23 protein-coding genes and 1 tRNA gene are annotated in these 26,214 nt (G+C 72.0%); 11 read left to right on the top strand and 13 right to left on the bottom strand.

Annotated features, from left to right (window positions below; translation table 11 throughout):
• Window positions 1-94: 94 nt before the first annotated feature.
• Window positions 95-2,626, bottom strand: a complete 2,532-nt coding sequence (locus ACIP4X_RS03950; RefSeq protein WP_358734876.1) for an FtsX-like permease family protein — start codon at window positions 2,624-2,626, stop codon at window positions 95-97.
• 53 nt (window positions 2,627-2,679) lie between these two features.
• Entirely contained in the window at window positions 2,680-3,450 is a 771-nt protein-coding gene (locus ACIP4X_RS03945; protein ID WP_391453920.1) for an ATP-binding cassette domain-containing protein, read from the bottom strand.
• Between the two features lie 426 nt (window positions 3,451-3,876).
• On the opposite strand from ACIP4X_RS03945, the gene ACIP4X_RS03940 reads away from it, so the two are divergent.
• The 3 genes from ACIP4X_RS03940 (at window position 3,877) to ACIP4X_RS03930 (ending at window position 6,535) form a co-directional block, all read left to right on the top strand.
• Window positions 3,877-3,963: transfer RNA gene (locus ACIP4X_RS03940), tRNA-Leu, on the top strand.
• Between the two features lie 279 nt (window positions 3,964-4,242).
• On the top strand, window positions 4,243-5,418 hold the full coding sequence (locus ACIP4X_RS03935; RefSeq protein ID WP_391453918.1) for a 4-hydroxybenzoate 3-monooxygenase: 1,176 nt from the start codon (window positions 4,243-4,245) through the stop codon (window positions 5,416-5,418).
• 205 nt (window positions 5,419-5,623) lie between these two features.
• The gene (locus ACIP4X_RS03930) at window positions 5,624-6,535 is read left to right on the top strand and encodes a Bax inhibitor-1/YccA family protein (protein WP_358734870.1); all 912 of its coding nucleotides are present in this window, start codon (window positions 5,624-5,626) and stop codon (window positions 6,533-6,535) included.
• Between the two features lie 117 nt (window positions 6,536-6,652).
• Here ACIP4X_RS03930 and ACIP4X_RS03925 read toward each other — a convergent pair whose 3' ends face one another.
• On the bottom strand, window positions 6,653-6,880 hold the full coding sequence (locus ACIP4X_RS03925) for a DUF4287 domain-containing protein (RefSeq protein ID WP_141360416.1): 228 nt from the start codon (window positions 6,878-6,880) through the stop codon (window positions 6,653-6,655).
• Between the two features lie 98 nt (window positions 6,881-6,978).
• Between ACIP4X_RS03925 and ACIP4X_RS03920 the strand changes: the two genes are divergently transcribed.
• Window positions 6,979-7,290, top strand: coding sequence for a hypothetical protein (locus tag ACIP4X_RS03920; protein ID WP_358734868.1), 312 nt, complete (start codon window positions 6,979-6,981; stop codon window positions 7,288-7,290).
• A 31-nt stretch (window positions 7,291-7,321) separates the two neighbouring features.
• Here the strand turns inward: ACIP4X_RS03920 and ACIP4X_RS03915 are convergent, their stop codons facing one another.
• The 3 genes from ACIP4X_RS03915 to ACIP4X_RS03905 all read right to left on the bottom strand — a co-directional run bounded on the left by ACIP4X_RS03915 (window position 7,322) and on the right by ACIP4X_RS03905 (window position 10,961).
• Entirely contained in the window at window positions 7,322-8,143 is an 822-nt protein-coding gene (locus ACIP4X_RS03915) for a hypothetical protein (RefSeq protein ID WP_358734867.1), read from the bottom strand.
• A 324-nt stretch (window positions 8,144-8,467) separates the two neighbouring features.
• A complete protein-coding gene (locus ACIP4X_RS03910; protein WP_401346493.1) occupies window positions 8,468-9,688 on the bottom strand; it encodes an acetyl-CoA C-acetyltransferase in 1,221 nt (406 codons plus the stop codon).
• A 193-nt stretch (window positions 9,689-9,881) separates the two neighbouring features.
• Entirely contained in the window at window positions 9,882-10,961 is a 1,080-nt protein-coding gene (locus ACIP4X_RS03905) for an SGNH/GDSL hydrolase family protein (RefSeq protein ID WP_358734864.1), read from the bottom strand.
• Window positions 10,962-11,120: 159 nt separating this feature from the next.
• Here ACIP4X_RS03905 and ACIP4X_RS03900 point away from each other — a divergent pair, with 159 nt between their 5' ends.
• Complete coding sequence (locus tag ACIP4X_RS03900; RefSeq protein WP_358734862.1) at window positions 11,121-12,512, top strand: cystathionine beta-synthase; 1,392 nt, start codon at window positions 11,121-11,123, stop codon at window positions 12,510-12,512.
• A 409-nt stretch (window positions 12,513-12,921) separates the two neighbouring features.
• On the opposite strand, the gene ACIP4X_RS03895 is transcribed toward ACIP4X_RS03900, so the two are convergent.
• Entirely contained in the window at window positions 12,922-13,359 is a 438-nt protein-coding gene (locus ACIP4X_RS03895) for a hypothetical protein (RefSeq protein ID WP_401346491.1), read from the bottom strand.
• A 293-nt stretch (window positions 13,360-13,652) separates the two neighbouring features.
• On the opposite strand from ACIP4X_RS03895, the gene ACIP4X_RS03890 reads away from it, so the two are divergent.
• Entirely contained in the window at window positions 13,653-14,495 is an 843-nt protein-coding gene (locus tag ACIP4X_RS03890) for a MurR/RpiR family transcriptional regulator (RefSeq protein WP_358734858.1), read from the top strand.
• Between the two features lie 115 nt (window positions 14,496-14,610).
• On the top strand, window positions 14,611-15,213 hold the full coding sequence (locus ACIP4X_RS03885; RefSeq protein ID WP_358734857.1) for a hypothetical protein: 603 nt from the start codon (window positions 14,611-14,613) through the stop codon (window positions 15,211-15,213).
• 262 nt (window positions 15,214-15,475) lie between these two features.
• On the opposite strand, the gene ACIP4X_RS03880 is transcribed toward ACIP4X_RS03885, so the two are convergent.
• The 5 genes from ACIP4X_RS03880 to ACIP4X_RS03860 form a co-directional block, all read right to left on the bottom strand.
• Entirely contained in the window at window positions 15,476-15,850 is a 375-nt protein-coding gene (locus ACIP4X_RS03880) for a hypothetical protein (RefSeq protein WP_100571015.1), read from the bottom strand.
• A gap of 22 nt (window positions 15,851-15,872) precedes the next feature.
• Window positions 15,873-16,373 carry a roadblock/LC7 domain-containing protein gene (locus tag ACIP4X_RS03875; protein WP_358734855.1) on the bottom strand — a complete coding sequence of 167 codons (501 nt, stop codon included), beginning with the start codon at window positions 16,371-16,373 and terminating at the stop codon, window positions 15,873-15,875.
• Between the two features lie 13 nt (window positions 16,374-16,386).
• On the bottom strand, window positions 16,387-17,235 hold the full coding sequence (locus ACIP4X_RS03870) for a transcriptional regulator (protein ID WP_358734853.1): 849 nt from the start codon (window positions 17,233-17,235) through the stop codon (window positions 16,387-16,389).
• Window positions 17,232-17,624 (bottom strand): hypothetical protein, encoded by a 393-nt coding sequence (locus ACIP4X_RS03865; RefSeq protein WP_358734851.1) that lies wholly within the window; start codon window positions 17,622-17,624, stop codon window positions 17,232-17,234. Before ACIP4X_RS03865 ends, ACIP4X_RS03870 begins: the two co-directional genes overlap by 4 nt.
• Before the next feature lie 250 nt (window positions 17,625-17,874).
• The gene (locus ACIP4X_RS03860) at window positions 17,875-19,260 is read right to left on the bottom strand and encodes a diaminopimelate decarboxylase (protein WP_358734963.1); all 1,386 of its coding nucleotides are present in this window, start codon (window positions 19,258-19,260) and stop codon (window positions 17,875-17,877) included.
• Between the two features lie 204 nt (window positions 19,261-19,464).
• On the opposite strand from ACIP4X_RS03860, the gene hutU reads away from it, so the two are divergent.
• From hutU to hutI, 4 genes are all read left to right on the top strand, one after another.
• A complete protein-coding gene (hutU, locus tag ACIP4X_RS03855) occupies window positions 19,465-21,183 on the top strand; it encodes a urocanate hydratase (protein WP_401346485.1) in 1,719 nt (572 codons plus the stop codon).
• Between the two features lie 83 nt (window positions 21,184-21,266).
• Window positions 21,267-22,469 (top strand): allantoate amidohydrolase, encoded by a 1,203-nt coding sequence (locus ACIP4X_RS03850; RefSeq protein WP_391454413.1) that lies wholly within the window; start codon window positions 21,267-21,269, stop codon window positions 22,467-22,469.
• Complete coding sequence (locus tag ACIP4X_RS03845; protein WP_358734847.1) at window positions 22,466-23,815, top strand: formimidoylglutamate deiminase; 1,350 nt, start codon at window positions 22,466-22,468, stop codon at window positions 23,813-23,815. Before ACIP4X_RS03850 ends, ACIP4X_RS03845 begins: the two co-directional genes overlap by 4 nt.
• Window positions 23,816-23,841: 26 nt before the next feature.
• The gene (gene hutI / locus ACIP4X_RS03840; RefSeq protein WP_358734846.1) at window positions 23,842-25,014 is read left to right on the top strand and encodes an imidazolonepropionase; all 1,173 of its coding nucleotides are present in this window, start codon (window positions 23,842-23,844) and stop codon (window positions 25,012-25,014) included.
• 84 nt (window positions 25,015-25,098) lie between these two features.
• On the opposite strand, the gene ACIP4X_RS03835 is transcribed toward hutI, so the two are convergent.
• Window positions 25,099-26,034 carry an RNA polymerase sigma factor SigF gene (locus tag ACIP4X_RS03835; RefSeq protein ID WP_358734844.1) on the bottom strand — a complete coding sequence of 312 codons (936 nt, stop codon included), beginning with the start codon at window positions 26,032-26,034 and terminating at the stop codon, window positions 25,099-25,101.
• Window positions 26,035-26,214 lie beyond the last annotated feature (180 nt).

The following is a 26,214-nucleotide window of genomic DNA, read 5'->3' as shown; positions in this document are numbered from 1 at the left end:
CCTCCCGTGCGGCGCACGCTGCCTGGCACATGCCGGAGGGGCCCGTCCCATGACGGAACGGGCCCCTCCGGTGCCGAGGCCGCACCGGCGGCCGCTACTCCGACTTGATGGCCTGAAGCATGTTCAGCCGGGCCGCGCGCCGGGCCGGCCACAGGGCCGCCAGCACGCCGACCGCCCCCGCGAGCAGCAGGAAGACGACCAGCCGCGACCAGGGCAGGATCAGCTCGTACGTCGACAGGCTGGAGCCCAGCAGTTCACCGGCCGCCCAGCCGAAGAAGACGCCGAGCCCGATGCCGAGGACGCCGCCGAACAGGGAGATCACCAGGGACTCCAGGCGGACCATCCGCTTGATGCCCTTGCGGTCCAGGCCGATGGCGCGGAGCATGCCGATCTCCTGCGAGCGCTCGAACACCGACATCGCCAGGGTGTTGATGACTCCGAGGACCGCGACGATCACCGCCATGGCGAGCAGGCCGTAGAGCAGGTTCAGCATCAGGGTGAAGATCTGCGCGATGCCGTTGGAGATGTCCTTCTTGTCCTGGATCTTGATCGCCGGGTTGTAGCCGAGGGCCTTCACCAGCCGGTCCTTGGCCGCGTCGGACGCCCCGCCGGAGGTCTTGACCATGACCTGCATGTCGTTCGGGCGGGGCTGGTGCGGCGTGAGGGTGCCGTTGTCCAGCATGATCCCGCGGATCATCTCGTTGCCCTCGTAGACCCCGGCGACGGTCAGGCGCTGCTTCTTGCCGTCCTCGAAGGAGGCGGTGAAGACCGAACCGGCCTTCCAGTCGTGCGACTTGGCGGTCTTGTCGTCGACGACGACCTTCGTGCCGCCGACCGTGAAGGAGCCGTCGTCGACCCGGAGATCGGTCAGCTCGCCGATCGCCTTGCCGTTGACCCCGGTCAGGAACTCGGTCTGCCCGTCGATGCGGGAGGGCGCGTTGCGCAGCGGGCTCGTGGCCGTCACGCCCTCGGTGGCGCGCAGCTTGCTGTCGACGTCCGGGGAGAGGAAGTTGCCGTTCGCCATCGACACCACGTAGTCGGCGCGGATCGCGGACGAGGCCATCTTGTCGATCGCGTGCTGGAGGCTGCCCGCCATCACGGTCATGCCGGTGATGAGGGTCAGGCCGATCATCAGCGCGGACGCGGTGGCCGCCGTACGGCGCGGGTTGCGCACCGAGTTCTGCCGGGCCAGCTTGCCGGAGACGCCGAAGACGCGCAGGACGGGGGCCGCGGCGGCGATCAGCGGACGGGACAGCAGCGGGGTCAGGATGAACACGCCGATGATCAGCAGCACCGCGCCGATGCCCATGGGCGCCTGGGCGGACTGGATGTCGTCCATCGTCGTGGCCACCAGGACCGTGGCGACACCGGCGGCCGAGAACAGGGCGCCGATGGTGTTGCGCAGCACCAGCGACTTGGCGGTCGCCTGGGCGTGCAGGCTGCTCATCGCCGCCACCGGCGGGATCCTGGCGGCCCGGCGGCCGGGCAGCCACGCGGCCAGCATGGTCACGAGGACACCGACCGCGAGGGCGGCGGCGACCGTGCCGGGCGTGACGACCAGCGGCCCGTCGGGCACGGTGGCGCCCATCGAGCCGAGCAGGGACTTCAGTCCGGCACCGATGCCGATGCCCGCGACCAGACCGGTCACCGCGGCCACGGTGCCCACCAGGAACGCCTCGATCAGCACGGACCGGGTGACCTGGCGGCGGGAGGCGCCGACCGCGCGCAGCAGGGCCAGTTCCTTGGTGCGCTGGGCGACCAGCATGGTGAAGGTGTTGGCGATGATGAAGGTGCCGACGAACAGCGCGATGCCGGCGAAGACCAGCAGGCCCTGACGCAGTCCGCTCATCGAGTCCGAGATCATCTGCGCCTGGTCGTCGGCGAGCTTCGTGGCGGTGGTCGTCTCGGTCCTGCCCTTGGGGAGCACCCGGTCGAGCTGCGTCTTCAGCGCCGCCTGGCTGGTGCCCGCCTTCGCCCGCACGTCGATCTCGTCGTACGTGCCCGGCTTGCCGAACAGCTTCTGGGCGGTCGCCGTGTCGAACAGGGCGAGGCTGCCGCCGGCCGCGACGTTGCCGTCGTCGGTGGTGAAGATGCCGCTGACGGTGGGCGTCAGGACGGGGCCGTCGACGGAGACGCGGATGGTGTCGCCGACCTTGTACCCGCCGCGCCGGGCGGTCTCGGAGTCGATGAGGACCTGGCTCTCGCCGTGCGGGGCGGCGCCCGACGTCAGCGGATACCGGGGGTCCTTCGTGCCCCAGTAGTTGCCGCCCTGGGACTGGAAGCCGCCGCCGATCAGCTTGCCGTCCTTGTCGGCGATGGCGGTGAAGCCGTGCACGACGCCGATGACGGAGCCGGCGCCGGGGACGCGGGCGCTCTCGTCCAGCAGCGCCTGGGTCAGCTCGGGCCGCCTGCCGACCTGGTCGCCCTTGCTCTGCTGGAACTTGGACCGCACGGCCACGTCGACATGGTCGAAGCCCTTGGCGGAACTCTTCTGGAACGCGGCGGAGATGGTGTTGGTGAAGACCAGGGTCCCCGACACGAAGGCGACGCCGAGCATCACGGCGAGCACAGTCATGAGGAGCCGGGCCTTGTGCGCGAGTACGTTGCGCAAGGCTGTGCGGAACATGGGTTCGTCTCAGTCCAGGGTGTACGAGGGGGCGGGGGGAGGAAGGCGGGAGGTCAGCTGGTGCGGCCCTTGCCGTCGAACTGCTTCATGCGGTCGAGGACCGCGTCCGCCGTGGGCTCGTACACCTCGTCCACGATCCGCCCGTCCGCGAGGAACACCACCCGGTCCGCGTACGCCGCGGCCACCGGGTCGTGGGTCACCATCACCACCGTCTGGCCCAGATCGCGCACGGAGTTGCGCAGGAAGCCGAGCACCTCGGCGCCGGAGCGCGAGTCGAGGTTTCCGGTGGGCTCGTCACCGAAGATGATCTCCGGCTTGGCGGCCAGCGCCCGGGCGACGGCGACGCGCTGCTGCTGACCGCCGGAGAGCTGGGAGGGCCGGTGGCCGAGCCGGTCGGCGAGCCCGACCATCCCGATCACGGAGTCGAGCCACTCCTGGTCCGGCTTGCGGCCGGCGATGTCCATCGGAAGCGTGATGTTCTCCAGGGCCGTGAGCGTCGGCAGCAGGTTGAACGCCTGGAAGATGAAGCCGATCTTGTCCCGGCGCAACCGGGTGAGCTGCTTGTCCTTCAGCGAGCCGAGTTCCGTGTCGCCGATGCGCACCGAACCGGAGGAGAACGTGTCCAGGCCCGCGACGCAGTGCATCAGCGTGGACTTGCCGGACCCGGAGGGGCCCATGATCGCGGTGAACTCGGCCTGGTGGAAGTCGACGGAGACCCGGTCGAGGGCGACCACCTGGGTCTCGCCCTGTCCGTAGATCTTCGACAGATCCGTGGCACGCGCGGCCACGGCGGTGGTCCGGCCGGCGATGGAAGAGGTGGTCACGGGTGGGTGCTCCTGACGGGACGACGACGGTTCGCGGGACATTCGCGGGACATGGACCATCGTCGCGGCCGATCGGGCCCGTGCAGTCAGCCGCTGTTCCCGTTCCGGGGGCCGACTCGGGTCGGAGGCAGGCGGGGCACGTCATACCTGGGGATGAGGGCCGTCCCTGATACCCGGCGATGAGCTGTGTCTTTCCGCTCGGCCGTGAAGAACGGGGGGAGCGCCCCGGTTCGGACGGTGAAATTCCGTCATTCCCTGTGCGCGCCCGGCGCTCGCCCGCAAGGCTGCTGGCAAGTGCCGATGGCCACCCCCGAGTGCTGATGCTCCCTCAGTTGCCAATAAAATCAGACAACATGAGTCCACCCGCCCGCTGTTCGGGCAAGGGGCCCCGATAGGGTCGGAGCCGCAGCGCGGAGCCCATGGCCTGCCCGGATGGTGGAAAGCAGACACGGCGAGCTTAAACCTCGCTGCCCCTTCGCGGGCGTGCCGGTTCAAGTCCGGCTCCGGGCACCACCCACGTCGCACACGGTCTCACCGGCGTGCCGTGGTCCACGGCAGGAGAGCGGGTCCGAGCAGGTCTCCCCGCATCCGCGGCCCGCGCCCCTCCCCGTAGCCCGTGACGCTACGCCTCGGCCGCCGGCGCGCGTCGACGCGAACCCTCCTCGACGCGGACAACCATTGACATCGGACGGGTCCCGACGGAAACTCAGGGCGCAGCACAGTGAAAGAAATTTCACCAGACGAACAGACGAACGCACCCGTGCGGCGACGCCCACCCGAAGGGAACGACCGATGCGCACCACCGTCGGCATCATCGGAGCCGGACCGGCCGGCCTGCTCCTCGCCCGGCTGCTCCACAACGCCGGGATCGACTCGGTCGTCCTGGAGAGCCGCGACCGCGCCTACGTCGAGCACCGGCAACGCGCCGGAATCCTGGAGCAGGGCACCGTCGACGTGCTGCGCGCGGCCGGGGCGGCGGAGCGGATGGACCGCGAGGGACTGCGGCACGACGGGATCGAGCTGCGCTTCGACCGGCGCCGGCACCGTGTCGACTTCCCCGCGCTCACCGGTGGGCGGTCGGTGATGGTCTACGCCCAGACCGAGGTCTGCAAGGACCTCATCGCCCTCCAGCTCGACGAGGGCGGCCCGCTGCTGTTCGAGGCGGAGGCGCTGGCCGTGGAGGGGGCGGAGAGCGACCGGCCCTCCATCAGGTTCCGCCACCAGGGGCGCGAGGACGTCCTGGAGTGCGACTACGTCGTCGGGTGCGACGGCTTCTGGGGCGTGGCCCGCAAGGCCGTCCCCGCCTCGCTCTCCCAGGTGTTCGAGCGGACGTACCCCTTCGGCTGGCTCGGCATCCTCGCCGACGTGGCCCCCTCGCACGACGAACTGGTCTACGCCCGCCACGACCGCGGTTTCGCCCTGCTCTCCATGCGCTCCCCGTCCGTCTCCCGCCTCTACCTCCAGGTGCCCGCGGACACCGACGCCGAGGCGTGGAGCGACGAGCAGATCTGGGACGAGCTCGAACGGCGGCTGGAGACCGACGACGACTGGACCCTGCGCCGCGGCCCGATCACCCAGAAGTCGGTGACCCCGATGCGCTCCTACGTCCACGAGCCCATGCGGCACGGCCGCCTGTTCCTGGCCGGGGACGCCGCCCACATCGTGCCGCCGACCGGGGCCAAGGGGCTGAACCTCGCCGTCGGCGACGTCGTCACCTTCGCGCGGGCGCTCGTCCACGAGAGGGAGACGGGATCCGCCGCGCTCCTCGACGCCTACTCGGCGACCTGCCTGCGGCGCGTCTGGCAGGCCGAGCGCTTCAGCTACGACATGACGACGATGCTGCACCGCGACCCGGACGCCACCGCCTTCGAGGGACGCCTGCAACGGGCCCGTCTGGACCGGATCAGCTCCTGCCGGGCCGCCGAGACCGACCTCGCCGAGGGCTACACCGGGTTCCCGATCGGCTGACGGGCACCCGGGTGGTCTCCGCCCGGTTCCGGACGTGTTCCGGGTCGGTCAGGATCGGGGCCCCTCCTGGCCGGGAATCAGTCGGCGACGTAGCGTGTTCCGGAGCATGGCAGGGGAAAGATCCTTCCGAGGTACTAGGGTCAGTCCTTTGCCTTTCCATTACTCTTGAGGCCAAGGCCGCGCCGTGCGGCCATGGAGGAGTGAGATGAGGAGCAGAAACCCGGTCTTCTCGCGACGGGGGTTCAGCCGCGACAACGGCTACGCGGGCTTCAACGCCCCGCCGCAGGCCGGGGGTCCCGCTGTCGGCACGCAGGGCAATCCGTACGCGCAGGGCAACCCGTACGCCCAGCCGAGCGGCAACCCCTACGCGCAGAACCCTTACGCTCAGCAAGACCTTCAGCAGGGCGCGCCGCCGCAGGCCCCGGCCACCACCGGCCGGATGACGATGGACGACGTCGTCCTGCGCACCGCGTCCACACTCGGCACCCTGGTCGTGACGGCCGCGCTCGCCTGGGCGCTGCTGCCGGTCGACAGCGCCAACATCAACCGTTCCTACGGGATCGGCATCGGCGCCATGGTGATCGGCATGGTCCTGGCCCTGGTGCAGTCCTTCAAGCGCAAGGCCTCGCCCGCGCTGATCCTGACCTATGCCGCGGTCGAGGGCGTGTTCCTCGGCGTCGTCTCCAACATCGTCGACACCCATGTCGCCAGCGGCGCTGCCATGCAGGCCGTGATCGGCACGATGGCCGTCTTCGTCGGCGTCCTGCTGGCGTACAAGGCGGGCTGGATCCGCGTCACCCGCCGCTTCTACGGCTTCGTGATGGCGGCGGCGCTCGGCTTCGTGCTGCTGATGATGGTCAACCTGCTGTTCGCGGTGTTCGGCGGCGGTGACGGCCTCGGCTTCCGCAGCGGCCCGCTCGGCATCCTCTTCGGCGTCATCGGCATCATCCTCGGCGCCTGCTTCCTGGCCCTGGACTTCAAGCAGGTCGAGGACGGCATCGCCTACGGCGCGCCGCGCGAGGAAGCGTGGCTCGCGGCCTTCGGCCTCACGCTGACGCTGGTGTGGATCTACATGGAGTTCCTGCGCCTCATCGCGATTCTCAACCAGAGCGACTAGTCCGCGCCGGACACGAGCGCCGGACAGGAGCAAGGACAAGGGCCCCGGGTCTTCCCGGGGCCCTTCGTCGTTCGGCACCGTGTCCCCCCGTGCGGCGCCGGTCGCCGCACCGCACGCCTAGAGCAGCTTGCGGGCGGCCCTCCTCAGGTCGTACTCGTGGATGAGCGCCTTGGCGTGGCCGTACGCGAGGTCGTGCTCGTGGCGGAGCCAGCTGACCTTCTCCTCGAAGCGGAGCGCGGGGCCTTCTTCGACGGTGCGCAGCCAGTCGGAGATATCACGACCGGTGCAGTGGGGGATGCGGGCGAGCAGATTGCGATGGGTCTCTTCGGAGAAGACTTGGGACATCGGCGCCTCCGGACGCACTCGAAGCCGGTCCTTCACGTCACCGTGCCTGAGGGTTCGCGTATTGGCAACAGTCGTGCCGCGGCGCGTACCCTCGCGGCGTGGTTGACACGACATCTCTGACCAAGGCAGTGGATCACTTCGCCGACCGCCTCAGGGCGGCGCCGCAGAGCCGGCTGCAACGGGCGGGCGCGGCGGAGGCACTGGCGCTGGCCAGGGAGTTCGCCCGGCGGGCCCAGCTCGCCGAATGCCCCGGACGCGAGCCGCGGGAGATGCCGGACGCGGGGATGTTCGCCGCCGCGGACCAGGTCACGGTCGCCGGGCACGACCTGGCGCTCGTACTGAAGAACGACGCCGAGGTCGAGGAGGCCGTCCGTCTGGTCCAGGAGGCACTGAAACGCGCCGGGGTCTGAGAGGAGAACCGGTTCGGGTCCCGCGTGCGCGCTACAGCGACGCGATGACCCGGTCGGCCAGGATGTACACCTGTTCCGTGCCGCAGGTGAAGGTGAGCGTGTACGCGCCCGACACGCCGGAACCGCCGAGCAGTACCGGGGTCTCGCCCGCGCGCAGGGCGTCGGCCAGGCGTTCCGCGGTCTCGCGGTGCCCGGGGGTCATGCACAGGGTCGTACCGTCCGCGAAGACGTAGACGTCGAGGGTGCCCAGCGGGCCCGGGCGGACGTCGGCGAGTTCCACGCCGGACTCGGCCAGGTCCTCCAGCGTGGCGAGCGTCTGCTCGTGGTCGCCCCCGACGGGCGAGGGGTGCGGGGTGAAGTCCGGGTGCGAGGGGTGCCTGCGGCGGGCCGCGGCCAGCTCGGGGGACTCACCGGAGGTACCGCCCTGGACGCAGTCCTTGCCGGACAGTTCGTCGGCCTCCGGGCCGGACTCGGTCACCGGCTCCAGGTGTTCGAGGCCGGTCAGATCGGCCTGCCGGGGCAGGAACAGCTCGCTGTCGGGCAGTCCCAGCAGGGAGGGCGCGTCGGCGACGTCCCTGGCCTCCTGCGCGGCCCAGAAGGCGCGCGCCTCGGCCAGCTCCCGCTCCCGCTCCTCGGCGAGCGCCTCCACCACGGCCGTGCGTATCTGCTCCGTGTCCGCGTGACCGCGGGCTGCGGGCAGCAGTGCGCGTGCGGTGGCCGCGTGGTTCTCCGCGAGCTGCGCGTGCAGGGCCGCGACCTGGCGGCGCAGCACCCACAGGGCACGTAGAACGGCGACGCCCACGGCGCCGGTGGCGGCCGTGGTGAGCAGCAAAGCGATGGGCATGGCGCTCACTGACGTACTCCCGGGTTCAAGGTCGACCCCCGACTTCCTACATCAGCTTGAAGGGTGGACTATCCAAGTGTCAGTGCGTAATGTCACGAAACGGACAGAATTATGGCGCGATGCAGCCCTAGAACCCTTCCGGGTGAAGCGCTGACCTGCGTAAACCTCTCCGCCAAGGGAGATTGGTCACATCCTGAGTGAGATTGGATCACAAAAAGGCCCGGAACCAAGGGGTTTCCTGGATTCCGGGCCGTTCGATCACTGCCGGTGGTAAAGCGGCCACTGACGGTCTTTCACTGACGGTCTTTCATGTGGCCCTGGTGACGCGGTGAATCAGCTGAGGCGTTCGACGACCATCGCCATGCCCTGACCGCCGCCGACGCACATCGTCTCCAGTCCGAACTGCTTGTCGTGGAACTGGAGGGAGTTGACGAGTGTTCCGGTGATGCGGGCGCCCGTCATGCCGAAGGGGTGGCCCACGGCGATCGCGCCGCCATTGACGTTCAGCCGGTCCAGGTCGATGCCGAGGTCGCGGTAGGACGGGATCACCTGGGCGGCGAACGCCTCGTTGATCTCGACCAGATCGATGTCGCCGACAGTCAGCCCGGCCCGCTTCAGGGCCTGCCGGGACGCCTCGACCGGGCCGAGTCCCATGATCTCCGGGGACAGGGCCGAGACGCCGGTGGAGACGATCCGGGCGAGCGGGGTGAGGCCCAGCTCGCGGGCCTTGGTGTCGGACATGATGACGACCGCGGCGGCGCCGTCGTTGAGCGGGCAGCAGTTGCCGGCGGTGACCAGGCCGTCCGGGCGGAAGACGGGCTTGAGGCCGGCCACGCCCTCCATGGTCACGCCGGGGCGCGGGCCGTCGTCCTTGCCGATCACCGTGCCGTCGGGCAGCGTCACCGGGGTGATCTCCCGCTCCCAGAAGCCGTTCTTGAGGGCCTCCTCGGCGAGGTTCTGCGAGCGCACGCCGAACTCGTCCATGTCCTGGCGGGTGACGCCCTTGAGGCGGGCCAGGTTCTCCGCGGTCTGGCCCATCGCGATGTAGGCGTCCGGGACCAGTCCGTCCTCGCGCGGGTCGTGCCAGGACGAGCCGCCCTGCTCGGCCCTGGCCGCGGTGCGGGCCCCCGCCTCCGCGAACAGCGGGTTGTGCGTGTCCGGCAGGCTGTCGGAGTTGCCCTTGGTGAACCTGGAGACCATCTCGACGCCGGCCGAGACGAACACGTCGCCCTCGCCGGCCCTGATCGCGTGCATGGCCATCCGGGAGGTCTGGAGCGAGGAGGAGCAGTAGCGCGTGATCGTGCAGCCGGGCAGGTGGTCCATGCCCATCTGCACGGCGACGATCCGGCCGAGGTTGTTGCCCTGCTCGCCGCCGGGCAGTCCGCAGCCGAGCATCAGGTCGTCGATGTCCCGGGGGTCCAGCTCGGGGATCTTCGCGAGCGCCGCCTGGATGATCGTGGCGGTGAGGTCGTCGGGGCGCAGGTCCTTGAGGGAGCCCTTGAAGGCGCGGCCGATGGGGGAGCGGGCAGTCGAGACGATGACGGCTTCGGGCATCACGACTCCATGTCGATAGGGCGGCGCGCCGCGCTCGTGGAGGGCGGTGGTCGGGGGACCGGGCGGCCGTGTGGTCGATTGCGGGCGGCTGCTTGGAAGTTACCCGTACGTACGGTCAGGGTCACTCCTGCCGGGGTGTGACCCTGACCGCAATTTTCTAAGCGCTTGCTTTCTCTGCTCGGCCGGGCCCGTCTCAGACCGCCCGGAGACCGCCCCCGGACTCGTCCCAGCCCGTCGGAGCGAGGGGCTCCTCGGACGGGCCGGAAGAGGCCGGGTCGGGCTCGGGCACCTGGCGCCGCCGGCGCCGCTTGAGCAGGGCCCAGGGCCCGCGCGGACCGGTGGGCAGGGCCGCCGTGACCTCCGTGCCCGCCTGCGACGCGGCCTCGGCCGCCGCGCGGGCCACCGGCAGGAAGCCCTCGCTGCGGAAGACGTCCGGGCGCTCCTCCTCGGCCGGCCACAGGCCCAGCGCCGCGCACACCGTCGGCAGCACCGCCATCGCCGCCGTCGCGTACCCCTCCGCCGAGGGGTGGTAGTTGTCCGGACCGAACAGCTCCCGCGGGTTCGCCGCGAACTCCGGACCCAGCAGGTCGCCCAGGGACACGGTCCGGCCCCCCTGCTCCACCGCCCCGATCGTCTGCGCCGCCGCGAGCTGGCGCGAGGCCCGCCGGGCCAGCCACCGCAGCGGCTGCTGGACCGGCTCGATCGTGCCGAGGTCCGGGCAGGTGCCCACGACGACCTCCGCGCCCGCCGTGCGCAGCCGCCGCACCGCCGCCGACAGATGGCGCACCGAGCGCGTCGGCGGCATCCGGTGGGTCACGTCGTTCGCGCCGACCATGATCACGCAGATGTCCGGCACCCGCTCAGGATCGCCGAGCACCAGCGCCACCTGGCGGTCCAGGTCGTCCGACCGGGCACCGGGCAGCGCCACGTTGCGCATCAGCACCGGGTGTTCCGCCACCGCCGCGAGCCCCGACGCCAGCAGCGCGCCCGGTGTCTGCCCCGACCGGTGCACGCCCTGCCCCGCGGCCGTGGAGTCGCCGAGCATGACCAGGCTCAGCGGCGGCTCGCCGGGAGTCTCGTAGGCACGGCCGTACAGGCCGTCCGCGACCGGTACGTGGTTGTCCGTGCCGTTGCCCACGTGACGCTTGGCCATCTGCACCTCGGCCAGCAGCAGGCCGACGGCCGCGGCGCCGACCAGACCGAGTCCGCCGCCGCCGTACGCGGCGCCGGCCGCGATCCGCCGGGCCACTCTCGCCCTCGACATGTTCGTCATGCCAGCCGACACCTCCTCGTAGCCGTACATCCACTCCTTGCCCCGTACGGACCGTCGTCCAATCTCGACGGGGAGTGAACGCCCACGCCCGGGCGGTCCCCCTGGCCTTAGGCTGGCGGCACACCACGACCACATCTTTTGCAGCAACCGGAGACAACGGTGCAATTCCACGACTCGATGATCAGCCTCGTCGGCAACACCCCGCTGGTTCGGCTCAACAACGTCACCAAGGGGATCAAGGCGACCGTCCTGGCGAAGGTCGAGTACTTCAACCCCGGCGGCTCCGTGAAGGACCGCATCGCCCTGCGCATGATCGAGGCGGCCGAGCGGAGCGGGGAGCTCAAGCCCGGTGGCACGATCGTCGAGCCGACCAGTGGGAACACCGGTGTGGGACTGGCCATCGTGGCCCAGCAGAAGGGCTACAAGTGCATCTTCGTGTGCCCGGACAAGGTCTCCACGGACAAGATCAACGTGCTGCGCGCGTACGGCGCCGAAGTGGTCGTGTGCCCGACGGCCGTCGCGCCGGAGCACCCGGACTCCTACTACAACGTCTCCGACCGGCTGGTCCGTGAGACCCCCGGAGCCTGGAAGCCCGACCAGTACTCGAACCCGAACAACCCCCTGTCGCACTACCACTCCACCGGTCCGGAGCTGTGGGAGCAGACCGAGGGCAGGATCACGCACTTCGTGGCCGGCGTCGGCACCGGCGGCACCATCTCCGGCACCGGGCGCTATCTGAAGGACGCCAGCGACGGCAGGGTCAAGGTCATCGGCGCCGACCCGGAGGGCTCGGTGTACTCCGGCGGCTCCGGGCGGCCGTACCTCGTCGAGGGCGTCGGTGAGGACTTCTGGCCGACCGCCTACGACCGGACCGTGGCCGACGAGATCGTCGCCGTCTCCGACAAGGACTCCTTCCAGATGACCCGCCGCCTCGCCAAGGAGGAGGGCCTGCTGGTCGGCGGTTCCTGCGGCATGGCCGTCGTCGGGGCGCTGCGGGTGGCCGAGCGTCTCGGCCCGGACGACGTCGTGGTGGTCCTGCTGCCGGACAGCGGGCGCGGGTACCTGTCGAAGATCTTCAACGACGAGTGGATGGCCGACTACGGCTTCCTGGAGGGCGAGGGCCCGAGCGCCCGCGTCGGCGACGTGCTGAGCGACAAGGAGGGCGGCTCCATCCCGTCCCTGGTCCACATGCACCCGGACGAGACCGTCGGCGAGGCCATCGAGGTGCTGCGCGAGTACGGCGTCTCGCAGATGCCGATCGTGAAGCCGGGCGCCGGCCACCCGGATGTCATGGCGGCCGAGGTGGTCGGCTCGGTGGTCGAGCGGGAGCTGCTGGACGCGCTGTTCACCCAGCGGGCCGCGCTGGAGGACCCGCTGGAGAAGCACATGTCGGCCCCGCTTCCCCAGGTCGGTTCCGGTGAGCCGGTCGCCGACCTGATGTCCGTGCTGGGCTCGGCGGACGCGGCGATCGTGCTGGTGGAGGGCAAGCCGACCGGCGTCGTCAGCCGGCAGGACCTGCTCTCCTTCCTGGCCAGGGGCGGAAAGCGCTGACGCGCCGGCGCCGCGGCCCATGTGCCGGCACGCCGGCGGGGAACGCGCGGTGACCCGCGGCTGAGAGGCAGTCGCGGAAACGGTACGCGCGTGTCACGTGCGCGCAGCACCCGCTTAACACGCGTCCGGCACATTGGTGGGCGTCGGAAGGGGCGGGGATCGCCTCCCGGGCGCCGGGCGCCCGGGGGAGGCCGTCCGCCCCCGCCGGCGCCGTGCGGCGTCGCGGACCTCCGGAGCGGCTCCCGGACCTCCATGGACGCCACGGACGCGAGGCACCGGTCCTGACCCGGCTCGCGTCCCCCGCGGGGACCGCCGTCGTCCCGCCCCCCGTTCCACGGGGGTGCGGCGGTCCCCGCGCATACGCTTCGCGGAAGTTGAACGGCTACGGGGCTCGCCCCCCGGCTGCCGCTCAGTCCTTCCAGGTGTCGTCCTCCGCGCGGTCGCGGCGGTGGGCGGTGAACAGGCCCGGGGTGGTGCGGGCGGCCTGGACGGCGTTGACGCCCACGATCCCGATCCAGGCCACGATGAGGCCGGGCAGGTGCGCGACGGCCCCGCCGACCGCGGACAGCGGCACCGCCAGCACCAGCGACACGATGCCGAAGCCGAAGCGCTCGCCCCAGGAGTCGGTGGCCTTCGGCGCGCGGGAGCCCCGCGCCACCGTCATCTGCTGCTCGGCGAACTGCCGGCGCATCCGGCGCTCGACGGCCCCGTCGATGCGCTGGTCGACCTTCTCCAGAAACGAGTCGACCAGCGCCGACTCGTACTCCTCGCCCAGCTCCCTGCGGGCCTGCAGGGAGGCGTCGAGGTCCTTCTTCAGATCCGTGTCCCGCGCGTCCATTCCGCTCATGCGGACCAGGCTAGGAAGCCGGGCCGCCCGCCGCACTGGGGATAGCCCCCCAGTCGGGGCGGGGGCGGGCCGCCGTCGGCGTCGCCGGGGCTGCGGCCGGCGACACCGACGGGGCCTGCTCACACTAAGCGCACCCATTGTCACATTCTGAGCATTTATGGCCGGGTTTAATGACACTTGGTCGTTCTCTTGCCCTGACTGTATGGCCTCATGCAGAGTTCTTGGTGTCTGAATAGAAACTGGTCGGGGAGATACCCTCCCGGGGCGTCGACGACATCTAGGGGGAGCACGTCATGAGCGTGACCGACAGCCCTGCCGCACGGCTGCAGGCGCTCTTCGAGGGGCACCGCCTCACACCGACCCAGCGGCGCATCGCGCACAGCATGGTGCGCAGGGCCGCCGACGTGCCCTTCCTGTCCAGCGTGGAGCTGGCCGAACTCGCCGGGGTCAGCCAGCCGTCGGTGACCCGCTTCGCGGTCGCCCTGGGCTTCGACGGCTACCCGGCGCTGCGCCGGCACCTGCGCGAGGTCGCGCCCGCCGAACCGGTGGCCCAGCCGGCCTCGTACAACGAGTACCAGCAGGCGGTCGAGGCCGAGATCGAGAACCTCAGGCACCTGGCGGAGGCGCTGGCCGATCCGCGGCCGGTGCGCAGGGCGGGACAGGTGCTCGCCGCCTCACGCCCGCTGCCGGTCCTCGGCCTGCGGGCCGCCGCCGCCCAGGCCTACGGCTTCGCGTACTTCGCCGCCAAGGTCCACCCGGACGTACGGCTGCTCGACGAGGGCGGCACGATGATCGAGGACCGCATCGACGGCGCCGTACGGGCGGGCGCCACGGCGCTGCTGTGCTTTGCGCTGCCGCGCCACCCGCGCGAGGTGGTGGACACCCTCGCCCACGCCAAGGAGGCGGGGCTGACCGTCGTCACGGTCGCGGACTCGGCCTTCGCGCCGGTCGCCAGGCACACCGACCTGCTTCTGCCCGCCGCCGTGGGCACCGGGCTCGCCTTCGACACCGCCTGTGCGCCGATGCTGCTCGGCCGGGTGCTCCTGGAGGCGATGTGCGACGACCTGCCCGACGCGCAGGCACGCCTGGAGGAGTTCGACGGGAAGGCCGCGGCGCGGGGTCTGTTCGTGGAGTGACACCGCGCGGCGCCCGGGGTCCGGGTGCTCCCGGAGGTGCTCTCAGACTCGTCTCACCAACGCTCGCTAGCCTGCCCGCCCGAACGAGGGTGCCGCGACGACGAGGAGGCAGGGCATGGCGCGGGCTGGTCGCACAGGTCGAGGAGGGCAGGGCCTGGCCCGGGTGGCCGTCGTGGTGCGGGCGGGAGCCGCGCCGCTGTGGTGGCTCGGGGTGTTCGCGGCGGGGATCGGCGTACTGGTGCCGGGGCTGACCGGGCGCCGGATCGGCGTCCTGGCGGGGGCCGCGCTGTTCCTGGTGACGGCGGCCGTCGTGGCCTGCGCCCGGCGCCGGCGCTACCGGGCCCTGGCCCGGGGCGCCTCCCGGGCCGGACGCCACGACGTGCTCCAGGACCGGGCGGTGAGCGTGCGCGTCTGGCGCCGGGGGCACCGCTGGTGGCTCGTGCCGGCCTTCCTGGCCGCGCTGGGCGGCTCCCTCGTCCTGCCCGCGGCCGGCGGGCTGCTGCTGGCCGGCGCCGGGGTGGGCCTGTGGCTCAAGGCCGGCTGGCTCGGGCGGCTGGAGCGGGCCGACAACACGCTGCTGTGGGTGCGCGTCGACTGGCTGGGCCGACGCGGCGGGCGCCCCGCGGGCAGGACGGTGCGGGGCTACCGCGGTACCGGCCTCGCGGCGGGCGACGCGGCCCCGGGCGGAGCACGCCGCCGCACCGCGGCGCTCGGCTAGTGCTGTGACCGGGAAGGTTTGCCGGAAAGCTCGCGGCGTCCGGTGATGGGGGTACCTCCCACGCCGTCCAGGCAGTGGGGGAGCATCGCAAGGCGGAGCATCGCCCGTGTACTGGATGTACTCGGGTGATGCGACAACGCGGCTGGGGGTCCCCCCTGCTCGAAGAGCTTGGGGGGAGCCGTGCCGGGCGTCGCGAGCCGGTGCACCTTCCCGGTCGCAGCACTGGGACAGATCCCGGAGGTCCGGCCCCGGCGGGTCGGAGTCAGACCTCCAGTTCCTCCTCGATTCTCCTCAGCTGGTGGCGGGCCATCGCCAGGTTGGCCCGCTTGGCGTCCAGGACGAGGTAGAGGAACAGCCCGTTCCCGCCGCGCCCGCTGATCAGGCGGATCAGGTGGTACTGGTCGCTCAGGGTGATCAGGATGTCCTCGATCTGCGCCTTGAGGCCGAGGTGTTCCATCGTGCGCATCTTGGCCCGCACGACGTCGGTGTTGCCCGCGGCGGCGACGTTCAGGTCGAAGCTCTTGCTGCCGCCCATCGTGCCCAGCGCCATGCCGCTGGTGTAGTCGACGAGCGCGACGGCCGTCGCCCCCTCGATGGAGGCGAGCGCTTCTTTCAGGCAGGTCTCGGTATTGGCCATGGCCAGGGGTCTCCTTGTTCCGTCAACTTTCGGTGGTGGTCCGCGCGTTGGTCGCGGTGGTGCGCGGCGCGCGGGTGGTTCTGGTCCGTGCGGTGCCGGTCCTGGTGGCCGGTTTCAGGGCCCTCGCGGCCGTCGTGCCGGGAGCCTTGGCCGCCTCGGCGTCCATCAGTTCCCCGATGCGGGCCCCCGCCCGGCGGCCCTCCAGGTGCAGACGGCCGACGTTGACGCGGTCCTGCGCGAGCAGGGTCAGCACCGCGGTGCGGCCCGCCGCGTAGGTCGCGACATAGCCGTGGACGCCCCGCACGAGCAGTTCGCGCAGATCGCCCTGGCCGGTCACGTCCGCCATGCGCACGGCGACGCCGAGCGCGGTAGCGGTGAGCGCGGCCACGCTCTCCGGCTCCACGCCGGGGGTGTCGTGGGCCAGTACAAGGCCGTCGACACTGGCGGCGAGGGCGCCGGTGAGCTGGGGTACCCGGGCTCTGAGCCGACGCAGCTCTTCCAGGATCTCGGGCTCGGCTGCCATCCGGTGTCTCCTCTCAAAGGGCCTCCAGCGCATCCCTGAGCCTCTTCAGCAGCGTGATGTGGGGGTCGGTGGTGTACGCCAGCCGGTCGGCGAGCGTCGCGGTCTGCCCGGCGCCGTCCGGCACGGGCTCGGCCTCCGGTGCGACGGCCGGCGCGACGAGCCCGGCGGCCGCCAGACGCCGCACGTCCACCAGGGTGTGGAACGCCTGCCGGCCAAGTTCCCCGGCCAGGTCGGTCGCCGTGCGGGTGCCGTCGATCCGCTCCAGAAGCGTCTGCTGGCGGGGCGTCAGTTTCGGTGCCGCGGTGGTGTGCGTCCGCACCAGCGGGGCGCTGTCCGGCGCGGCGTCGGGCCAGACGCGGTGCAGCAGCTCGCGGCGGCGCAGGATCTCGCGCTCCAGGGCGGCCAGCGGGACCGGCAGGACGGGACCGAGCGGGTGGGCGATGCCGTAGCGGAACCGGCCCGGGGTGCTGCTCGGGGCGAGCGCGAAGTAGGCGGCGTCGTAGAGCGCGCCCAGATGGCACAGCTCCAGGGCGCCCTCGGTCAGATGGCCGCCGGCCAGCAGCAGGTGGGCGGCGCCGTGCCGGTCGTCGGCCCGCACGACCGCGTCCTGCCACGCCTCGGCCGTCAGTGTGCCGTGGGCGGTGAGCAGCAGGGCGAGGCCGGGGCTCAGCTGGCTCTCGGCGTGCGCCACACGGCCCTCGTCGAGGTAGAGCGTGCCGTGCTCGCGGACCAGGACACCGGTGGCGTGCTCGGCGGCGAGCCGGGTCAGCATCGGCGAGAGGCCGCCCCAGGCCCGGTCGTCGTCGGCCGGCTTGTTGCGCACCGGCAGCTGGGGCGGGGGCGGAATGTCGACCACGGTCATCCCAGCACCAGCCGCTCGGCCATCTCGCCCAGGCGTATGCGAGCCAGGGCGAGGTTGCCTTCGGCGCGGGCCAGCCACAGGTGCAGGAACACGCTGCTGTCGAAGGACGTGTCCACGAACCGCAGCAGGTGGTAGCTGTCGCGGTTGCTGACGATCAGGTCCTCCACCGGGGGACGTTCGCCGTCGGGGTCCTCGGCGGCGGCGAAGGCGCCGTGCTCGGCGGCCAGCCGGGCCAGCTCGGCGGCCTCCGCCGCGGTGGTCTCGTGGTCACCGCCCGGGGACTCCCCGACGGTGCCCAGGGCAAGTCCGCTCGTCCAGTCGACCAGCGCGGCGCCTCTGGCACCGGGCAGCCGCATGGCTTCCAGTAGGCACTCGTCGATTCCGGGCACCGTTGTTCCTCTCCCACCGGGGGTTCGGCTGAGTGATGCCGAGGCTACGCACGGTGCACGGTGGTGGTGAGGGTTACGGGCATTTTCCGGTGGAACATGCGACCGAGGGGCTAATGTGGGTCGACTGAACCGGATTTCGGGCGGGTCGGGCCGCATCCGCGGTGCGCCTCAAGGGCTTTGACGTGCGGCAGCGCCGTGAACGCGCACGTGCCTCACCGTCCAGGACGTGCGCCACGGCCCCTGGCGTTCCTCAAGCGCGCTCGGGTGCGCCCAAGGTGGTGAGCGCCGACGCGTGCGCCCCTCCGGACTCGGCCACGATCTCCTCGACCGACTGCGGCTCGCGCACGAGGGCGAAGGCGACACCTCCGGAGCCGTCCGGGACGTAGCCGTGGATCCCGGGCCGGGGCAGGGAGTTGTAGGCGTAGTGGTGGGCGAAGCAGTAGGCCCCGGTGTCCAGCGCGGCCACATGGTCGCCCGGTTCGAGCGGGGGGAGCGCGCGGGCCTCGGCGAGCAGGTCGCCCGCGAAGCAGGCGGGACCGGCCACGTCCTGCACCACCTCGGGTCCCGGCTTGGGCCGCCCCTTCGCGTCGTACGCGGCCAGGCGCAGCGGCCAGGACCGCGGCACGTAGACGGTGCGCGTCGCGACCTGCACGCCCGCGTGGGTCACGGCGACCGGCCGCCCCCCGGCGCTCTTGGTGTACTCCACCCGCGTCACCGTCGTGCCCTGCTCGGCCAGCAGCGACCGCCCGAACTCGGTCACCAGCCCGTACCGCCCCTCGCACAGCCCCGGCACCACCTCGCGCAGCAGCCGCGCATAGTGCGCGTACGTCGGCGCGGTCGCCTCGGAGCCGAAGTTCACCGGCAGCCCGCCGCCGATGTCGAGGGTGTCGATCTGCCGTCGCCCCGCGCGCGCGTTGATCTCCTCGGCGAGCTCGTACGTCCGCGCCACGCCCTGCGCCATCAGGGAGAGCGGGATGCCCTGGGACCCGGTGTGGGCGTGCAGCCGGGTCAGCCACGGACGGTCGAGATACGCCCGCACCACCCACTCGCGGGCGCCCTCGTCGCGCAGCGCCACCCCGAACTTCGAGGTCGCCGTGGCCGTCGACAGCGCCTCGATGGCACCCCCGCCGACCTGAGGGTTCACCCGTATCCCGAGCGGCGAGCGAGGGGTGGCGGAGCCCACGAGGGCGTCGATGCGGGCCAGCTCCTGGGGGTTGTCCACGTTGACGGCGATGCCCAGCTCCAGCGCCTCGCGCAACTCGGCCGGCGTCTTCGCGGGGGAGTCGAGGACGGTACGGGCGGGCGGCACCCCGGCCGCCCGCGCCAGCGCCAGTTCCCCCGGGCTCGCCACCTCGGCGCCGAGGCCCTCCTCGTGCAGCAGCCGCAGGACGGGCACGAGCGGGGTCGCCTTGACCGCGAAGGCGTGCAGCACCGGGGTTCCCGGCGCCAACACCGCCTCGAATGCCGCCCGGAGCGCCGCCGCGGACTCCCGGATGCCGGTGACGTCGAGCAGGCCCACGACGGGGGAGCCGGGGCCGAGCAGTCCCCGCGCCACCGCGGCCCGCACCGCCTGGTCCCGCCGCACGGCCCGCTCGCGGTCCGCCTCGGCGAGGCTCCGGTCCATGCCCTCGTTCATGCCGTCGTCGATGTCTTCGCCCATGCCGCGCCCCCGGTCCCGTCGGTGTGTCTCCAGGTCCTGCCTTCCTGACCTGGGGCGGGTCAAACATCGGCCCGTCGCGCGCGGCGGCCCGTGCCGCACGTATTGACTAGCTCTATTCATCACGCCAGGATGTGAATAGACGCAGTAATAATCACGGGAGCACCCACCAGGAGGCAGACCATGTCAGGACCCCGCCCGCCCGTCTCCCGCCGCCACCCTCAAACGAGGCCCTACGGGCCGCCCCCTGGTGGAGTACGAGCGCCGCGCGGTACGGAACTGAGCGCCCTGGGATGGCAGCAGGAAGCCGCCCTGCGGATGCTCCAGAACAACCTCGACCCCGAGGTCGCCGAGCACCCCGACAAGCTCGTCGTCTACGGCGGCACCGGCAAGGCCGCCCGCGACTGGCGCTCCTTCGACGCCATGGTCCGCACGCTGCGGACCCTCAAGGCCGACGAGACCATGCTCGTCCAGTCCGGCCGCCCGGTCGGCGTCATGCAGACCCACGAGTGGGCCCCGCGCGTGCTGCTGGCCAACTCCAACCTCGTCGGCGACTGGGCCAACTGGGAGGAGTTCCGCCGCCTGGAGAACCTCGGCCTGACCATGTACGGCCAGATGACCGCCGGGTCCTGGATCTACATCGGCACCCAGGGCATCCTCCAGGGCACCTACGAGACCTTCGCCGCCGTCGCCGCGAAGAAGTTCGGCGGCACGCTCGCCGGGACGATCACCCTGACCGCCGGCCTCGGCGGCATGGGCGGCGCCCAGCCGCTCGCCGTCACCATGAACGACGGCGTGGCCATCTGCATCGACTGCGACCCGCGCGCCATCGAGCGGCGCATCGAGCACCGCTACCTCGACGTGAAGGCCGGCTCCCTGGAGCAGGCACTCCACCTGGCCGTGGAGGCGCGCGACCAGCGCAAGCCCCTGTCGATCGGCGTCCTCGGCAACGCCGCCGAACTCGTCCCGCAGCTCCTCGCCATGGGCGCGCCCATCGACATCGTCACCGACCAGACCTCCGCCCACGACCCGCTGGCCTACCTGCCGCTGGGCACCGACTTCGACGACATGGCCGACGCCGCCGCCAAGGACCCGGCCGGTTTCACCACCCGGGCCCGCGAGTCCATGGCCCGGCACGTCGAGGCCATGGTCGGCTTCATGGACGCCGGCGCCGAGGTCTTCGACTACGGCAACTCGATCCGCGGCGAGGCCCAACTCGCCGGGTACGACCGTGCGTTCGCCTTCCCCGGCTTCGTCCCCGCCTACATCCGGCCGCTGTTCTGCGAGGGCAAGGGCCCGTTCCGCTGGGCCGCGCTGTCCGGTGAGGCGTCCGACATCGCCAAGACCGACAAGGCGATCCTGGAGCTGTTCCCCGAGAACGAGTCCCTGGCGCGCTGGATCAAGCTGGCCGGCGAGCGCGTCCACTTCCAGGGCCTGCCCGCCCGCATCTGCTGGCTCGGATACGGCGAGCGCGACAAGGCCGGCGAGCGGTTCAACGACATGGTCGCGAGCGGTGAGCTCCAGGCGCCGATCGTGATCGGCCGCGACCACCTCGACTGCGGCTCCGTCGCCTCCCCGTACCGGGAGACCGAGGCCATGCTCGACGGCTCCGACGCGATCGCCGACTGGCCCCTGCTGAACGCGATGGTGAACGTGGCCTCGGGCGCGTCCTGGGTGTCGATCCACCACGGCGGCGGCGTCGGCATGGGACGGTCCATCCACGCCGGGCAGGTGACGGTCGCCGACGGCACCGCGCTCGCCGGGGAGAAGATCCGCCGGGTGCTCACCAACGACCCCGGCATGGGCGTGATCCGGCACGTGGACGCCGGGTACGACATCGCGGAGTCGGTGGCCGGCGAACGCGGGGTGCGCGTGCCCATGCGCGAGGGCGAGGAGGCGTGACGCGGCAGCCCGCCGACCCGGGCGAGGTCCGTCCGGCCGCTGCGCGGACCCCGGCGCCCGCCGCGGGCGACTCCTTCCACACGATGTGGCGGGAACTGCTCCCCATCGGGCGCCACCCCGAGTCCGGCGGTTACCGGCGCTTCGCCTGGACCGCTGCCGACGCCGAGTGCCGGGCCTGGTTCCGGCAGCAGGCGGAGGACCGCGGCCTGGCCTACGAGGTCGACCGCAACGGCAACCAGTGGGCCTGGCTCGGCGACCCCGCGGCCGGGGACGCCGTGGTCACCGGGTCGCACCTGGACTCCGTGCCCGACGGCGGGGCCTTCGACGGGCCGCTGGGCGTCGTGTCCTCCTTCGCCGCCCTCGACGAACTGCTCGGCAGGAACGCGCGGTTCACCAAGCCGCTCGCCCTCGTCAACTTCGGTGACGAGGAGGGCGCCCGGTTCGGTCTTGCCTGCACCGGCTCGCGGCTCACCGCCGGGCACCTCACCGCCGAGCAGGCGCACCGGCTCACCGACGCCGACGGGGTCACACTGCCCAGGGCCATGGAGGCCGCCGGGTACGACCCCGACGCGATCGGACCCGACCCGGAGCGGCTCGCGCGCATCGGCGCCTTCGTCGAACTGCACGTCGAGCAGGGCCGCGCCCTCGACGTGACCGGCGACGCCGTCGGTGTGGCCAGTGCCATCTGGCCGCACGGGCGGTGGCGGTTCGACTTCCGGGGCGAGGCCAACCACGCGGGCACCACCCGGCTCGCCGACCGGCGCGACCCGATGCTGCCGTACGCCGAGACCGTGCTCGCGGCCCGGCGCGAGGCCGCGCTCGCGGGCGCCGTCGCCACCTTCGGCAAGATCGCCGTCGAGCCGAACGGCGTCAACGCGATCCCGTCCCTGGTGCGTGGCTGGCTCGACTCCCGCGCCGCCGACCAGACGACCCTGGACACCGTGGTCACCGGCGTCGAGAAGGCGGCCCGCGATTACGCCGCCGCGCACGGCGTCGACCTGGACGTGGTCCGCGAGTCCTTCACCCCCGTCGTCGAGTTCGACCACGCGCTGCGCGACGAACTCGCCCGCCTCCTGGGCGCGGACGCCGACCTGAAGGTGCCGGTGCTCGGCACGGGCGCCGGACACGACGCCGGAATCCTGTCCGGGACCGTCCCGACCGCCATGCTGTTCGTGCGCAACCCCACCGGTGTCTCGCATTCCCCGGCCGAATCCGCGGCCGAGGACGACTGCCTGGCCGGGGTGCGCGCGCTCGCCGACGTACTGGAAGGGCTGGCCTGCACGTGACCCCCACCGAGCAGACGCGGACGTACTGGCTGGAGCAGGCCTGGCTCGGCACCTACGTCGAGCCGGGCGTGGCGCTCGACGTGCGCGGCGGCCGCGTCGCGGCCGTCCGCACGGGCGTCCCCGTCCCGCCGCCGGGCGCCGAGGTGCTGCGGGGACTCACCGTCCCGGGACTCGCCAACGCGCACAGCCACGCCTTCCACCGGGCCCTGCGCGGCACCGTCCAGGTCGGCTCGGGGACCTTCTGGACCTGGCGCGAGGTCATGTACTCCACCGCCGACCGGCTCACTCCCGAGACGTACCACGCGCTGGCCCGCGCGGTGTACGCCGAGATGGCGCTGGCCGGCATCACCGCCGTCGGCGAGTTCCACTACGTCCACCACGCGCCGGGAGGCACCCGGTACGCCGATCCGAACGCGATGGGCGAGGCACTGATCGCGGCCGCCGCCGAAGCCGGGATCCGCATCACCCTCCTCGACACCTGTTACCTGTCCTCCGGGTTCGGGCAGTCGCCCGACACCCACCAGCTCCGCTTCTCCGACGGCACGGCCGAGGCCTGGGCCGAACGCTGTTCAGTTCTCAAGGAACACGATCACGCGCGGATCGGTGCCGCCGTGCACTCCGTACGGGCCGTGCCGGCGCGGGAACTGGCGACGGTGGCGCGGTGGGCCGAGGAGCGGCGGGCGCCGCTCCATGTGCACCTGTCGGAGCAGACCGCCGAGAACGACGCCTGCCGGGCCGCCCACGGGTGCACCCCGACCCGGCTGCTGGCCGACCACGGCGTCCTCGGCCCGCGCACGACCGGCGTGCACAACACCCACCTGACCGACGAGGACATCACCCTGCTCGGCGGATCCGGCACCGGCACCTGCATGTGCCCGACCACCGAGCGGGACCTGGCCGACGGCATCGGACCCGCCGTCGCCCTCCAGCGCGCCGGCTCCCCGCTCTCCCTGGGCTCCGACAGCCACGCCGTCATCGACCTGCTCGAAGAGGCCCGGGCGATGGAGCTGAACGAGCGGCTGCGCACCCGCACCCGCGGCCACTGGACGGCCGCGTCCCTGCTGCGGGCCGCCACCGCCGACGGGCACGCCGCCCTCGGCTGGTCCGACGCGGGCAGCCTCACCCCCGGCGCCCACGCCGACTTCACGACGCTCGCGCTGGACTCGGTCAGGACAGCGGGGACGCTGCCCAGGCTCGGCGCCGAGACGGCCGTATTCGCGGCGACCGCGGCCGACGTACGCCATACGGTCGTGTCCGGCCGGCACATCGTGCGGGACGGCGCCCACACCCTCGTACCGGACGTGCCGTCGGCGCTGGCAGGCGCCGTCGAGGCACTGCGCGGCTGAATCCCCCCGTCACCCCTGAGGACACCATGAGCAGCACCGTCATCACCAACATCGCCACGCTGGTCACCAACGACCCCTCCCTCGGTGACGGATCCCCCCTCGGACTGGTCCGGGACGCGGCCGTCGTCATCGACGGCGACCACATCGCGTGGACCGGTGAATCCAGCAAAGCACCCGCCACTGACAACCGGGTCGACGCCGACGGCCGGGCGGTGATCCCCGGCTTCGTGGACTCCCACTCCCACCTGGTCTTCGCGGGCGACCGCACCGAGGAGTTCAACGCCCGCATGTCCGGCCGGGCCTACAGCGCCGGCGGCATCCGCACCACGGTCGCCGCCACCCGCGCCGCCACCGACGCGGAGCTGGAGGCCAACCTCACCCGCTACCTCGCCGAGGCCCTGCGCCAGGGAACGACCACGTTCGAGACCAAGTCCGGCTACGGCCTCACCGTCGCCGACGAGGCCCGCGCCCTGCGCATCGCCGCCGCGCACACCGACGAGGTCACCTATCTCGGCGCCCACATCGTCTCCCCGGACCACGCCGGGGACCCGGCCGCGTACGTCGCCCTGGTCACCGGGGAGATGCTGGACGCCTGCGCCCCGCACGCCCGCTGGATCGACGTCTTCTGCGAGAAGGGCGCCTTCGACGGCGACCAGGCCAGGGAGATCCTCACCGCGGGCATGGCCAGGGGCCTGCTCCCGCGCATCCACGCCAACCAGCTCAGTCATGGCCCCGGCGTCCAGCTCGCCGTCGAGCTCGACGCGGCCAGCGCCGACCACTGCACGCATCTGACCGACGCGGACGTGGACGCGCTGGCGAACGGGAACACGGTCGCCACGCTCCTGCCCGGCGCCGAGTTCTCCACCCGCGCCCAGTGGCCCGACGCCCGCCGCCTGCTCGACGCGGGCGTCACGGTCGCCCTGTCCACCGACTGCAACCCGGGCTCGTCCTTCACGTCCTCGGTGCCCTTCTGCGTCGCGCTCGCCGTGCGCGACATGGGCATGACCCCGGCCGAGGCGGTCTGGGCGGCGACGGCGGGCGGTGCGAGGGCCCTGCGCCGCGACGACGTCGGCCGGCTGTCCCCGGGCGCACGCGCCGACCTGGCCGTCCTGGACGCGCCCAGCCACGTGCACCTGGCCTACCGGCCGGGTGTCCCGCTGGTCACCGAGGTCTGGCGGCGCGGCGTGCGGGAGGTCTGAGCAGGACGCTCGGAGCGGCGGTGAAGCGCCGGCCGCGGCCGTCAGGGCCTCCCGCCGGCGCTTCGCCGCCGCCCCGTCATCCGCTCACTCCTCGAGTGTCAGGCCCTTGCGCAGCCGGCTGAGGGTGCGGGACAGCAGCCGGGAGACGTGCATCTGCGAGATGCCCAGTTCCTCGCCGATCTCCGACTGGGTCATGTTGGCGACGAACCGCAGGGACAGGATCGTCCGGTCCCGGGAGGGCAGCTGCGCGATCAGCGGCTTCAGCGCCTCCACGTACTCGATGCCTTCGAGGCCGTGGTCCTCGTAGCCGATGCGGTCCGCGAGGGCGCCCTCGGAGTCGTCCTCCTCGGGCTGGGCGTCCAGCGACGAGGCGGTGTAGGCGTTGGAGGCGGCCATGCCTTCCACCACCTCGTCCTTGGACAGACCGAGGTGCTCGGCGAGTTCGGCGACCGTGGGGGCGCGGTCGAACCGCTGGGCCAGTTCGTCACCGGCCTTGGCGAGGTCCAGCCGCAGTTCCTGGAGCCGGCGCGGGACGCGCACGGACCAGGAGGTGTCGCGGAAGAAGCGCTTGATCTCGCCGATGATGGTGGGCATCGCGAACGTCGGGAACTCCACGCCCCGGGTCAGTTCGAACCGGTCGATCGCCTTGATCAGGCCGATGGTGCCGACCTGGATGATGTCCTCCATCGGCTCGCTGCGGGAGCGGAAGCGGGAGGCGGCGAACTTGACGAGCGCGAGGTTGAGCTCGACGAGCGTGTTGCGGACGTACGCGTAGGCGTGCGTGCCTTCCTCGAGGGACTCCAGCCGCTCGAAGAGGGCCTTGGACAGGGCCCGGGCGTCGTCGGGGGCCACTTCGTCGTACGGGGGGATGTCCGGAAGTCCGGCCAGCGCGTCGGCCTGATCGGCCCGCTCGGCGCGTACGTCGGGAAACTCGATGGGATCCAGGTGCTCCGTGGGGGATGCCGACGTCGCCATCCGGGTATGCGAGGCGTCGAGCCGGGGTGACATAATGTCCTCCATCGTTCTCGGCATATGGCTGCCGAAGCCAATTCGTGCACTGCGGTGTGCGGCGCCTCCAAAGCCGGCCGTGTCGGGTGCGGGTCTCTACTAGCCCTACCCGCTTTCCCAACACCGCCGCAAGTTCCTTGTGTGGGGCTATGTCCGGTTGTGTGTGGTTGTTCGGGTGCCGGAGCGGTGAGG

Source organism: Streptomyces sp. NPDC088817 (assembly GCF_044750345.1).
Lineage (GTDB): Bacteria > Actinomycetota > Actinomycetes > Streptomycetales > Streptomycetaceae > Streptomyces.
Note: the sequence above shows the minus strand (reverse complement) of the source record. Positions and strands in the feature narration are given on the sequence as shown.

Bases quoted from the DNA above. Each gene is read 5' to 3' on its own strand.
- ACIP4X_RS03935 (WP_391453918.1), top strand. From the start codon at position 4,243: ATGCGCACCACCGTCGGCATCATCGGAGCCGGACCGGCCGGCCTGCTC.
- hutU (WP_401346485.1), top strand. From the start codon at position 19,465: ATGTCAGGACCCCGCCCGCCCGTCTCCCGCCGCCACCCTCAAACGAGG.
- ACIP4X_RS03850 (WP_391454413.1), top strand. From the start codon at position 21,267: ATGTGGCGGGAACTGCTCCCCATCGGGCGCCACCCCGAGTCCGGCGGT.
- ACIP4X_RS03895 (WP_401346491.1), bottom strand. From the start codon at position 13,359: ATGAGCGGAATGGACGCGCGGGACACGGATCTGAAGAAGGACCTCGAC.
- ACIP4X_RS03835 (WP_358734844.1), bottom strand. From the start codon at position 26,034: ATGGAGGACATTATGTCACCCCGGCTCGACGCCTCGCATACCCGGATG.
- ACIP4X_RS03910 (WP_401346493.1), bottom strand. From the start codon at position 9,688: ATGCCCGAAGCCGTCATCGTCTCGACTGCCCGCTCCCCCATCGGCCGC.
- ACIP4X_RS03870 (WP_358734853.1), bottom strand. From the start codon at position 17,235: ATGACCGTGGTCGACATTCCGCCCCCGCCCCAGCTGCCGGTGCGCAAC.
- ACIP4X_RS03880 (WP_100571015.1), bottom strand. From the start codon at position 15,850: ATGGCCAATACCGAGACCTGCCTGAAAGAAGCGCTCGCCTCCATCGAG.
- hutI (WP_358734846.1), top strand. From the start codon at position 23,842: ATGAGCAGCACCGTCATCACCAACATCGCCACGCTGGTCACCAACGAC.
- ACIP4X_RS03950 (WP_358734876.1), bottom strand. From the start codon at position 2,626: ATGTTCCGCACAGCCTTGCGCAACGTACTCGCGCACAAGGCCCGGCTC.
- ACIP4X_RS03885 (WP_358734857.1), top strand. From the start codon at position 14,611: ATGGCGCGGGCTGGTCGCACAGGTCGAGGAGGGCAGGGCCTGGCCCGG.
- ACIP4X_RS03875 (WP_358734855.1), bottom strand. From the start codon at position 16,373: ATGGCAGCCGAGCCCGAGATCCTGGAAGAGCTGCGTCGGCTCAGAGCC.
- ACIP4X_RS03890 (WP_358734858.1), top strand. From the start codon at position 13,653: ATGAGCGTGACCGACAGCCCTGCCGCACGGCTGCAGGCGCTCTTCGAG.
- ACIP4X_RS03905 (WP_358734864.1), bottom strand. From the start codon at position 10,961: ATGACGAACATGTCGAGGGCGAGAGTGGCCCGGCGGATCGCGGCCGGC.
- ACIP4X_RS03860 (WP_358734963.1), bottom strand. From the start codon at position 19,260: ATGAACGAGGGCATGGACCGGAGCCTCGCCGAGGCGGACCGCGAGCGG.
- ACIP4X_RS03925 (WP_141360416.1), bottom strand. From the start codon at position 6,880: ATGTCCCAAGTCTTCTCCGAAGAGACCCATCGCAATCTGCTCGCCCGC.
- ACIP4X_RS03930 (WP_358734870.1), top strand. From the start codon at position 5,624: ATGAGGAGCAGAAACCCGGTCTTCTCGCGACGGGGGTTCAGCCGCGAC.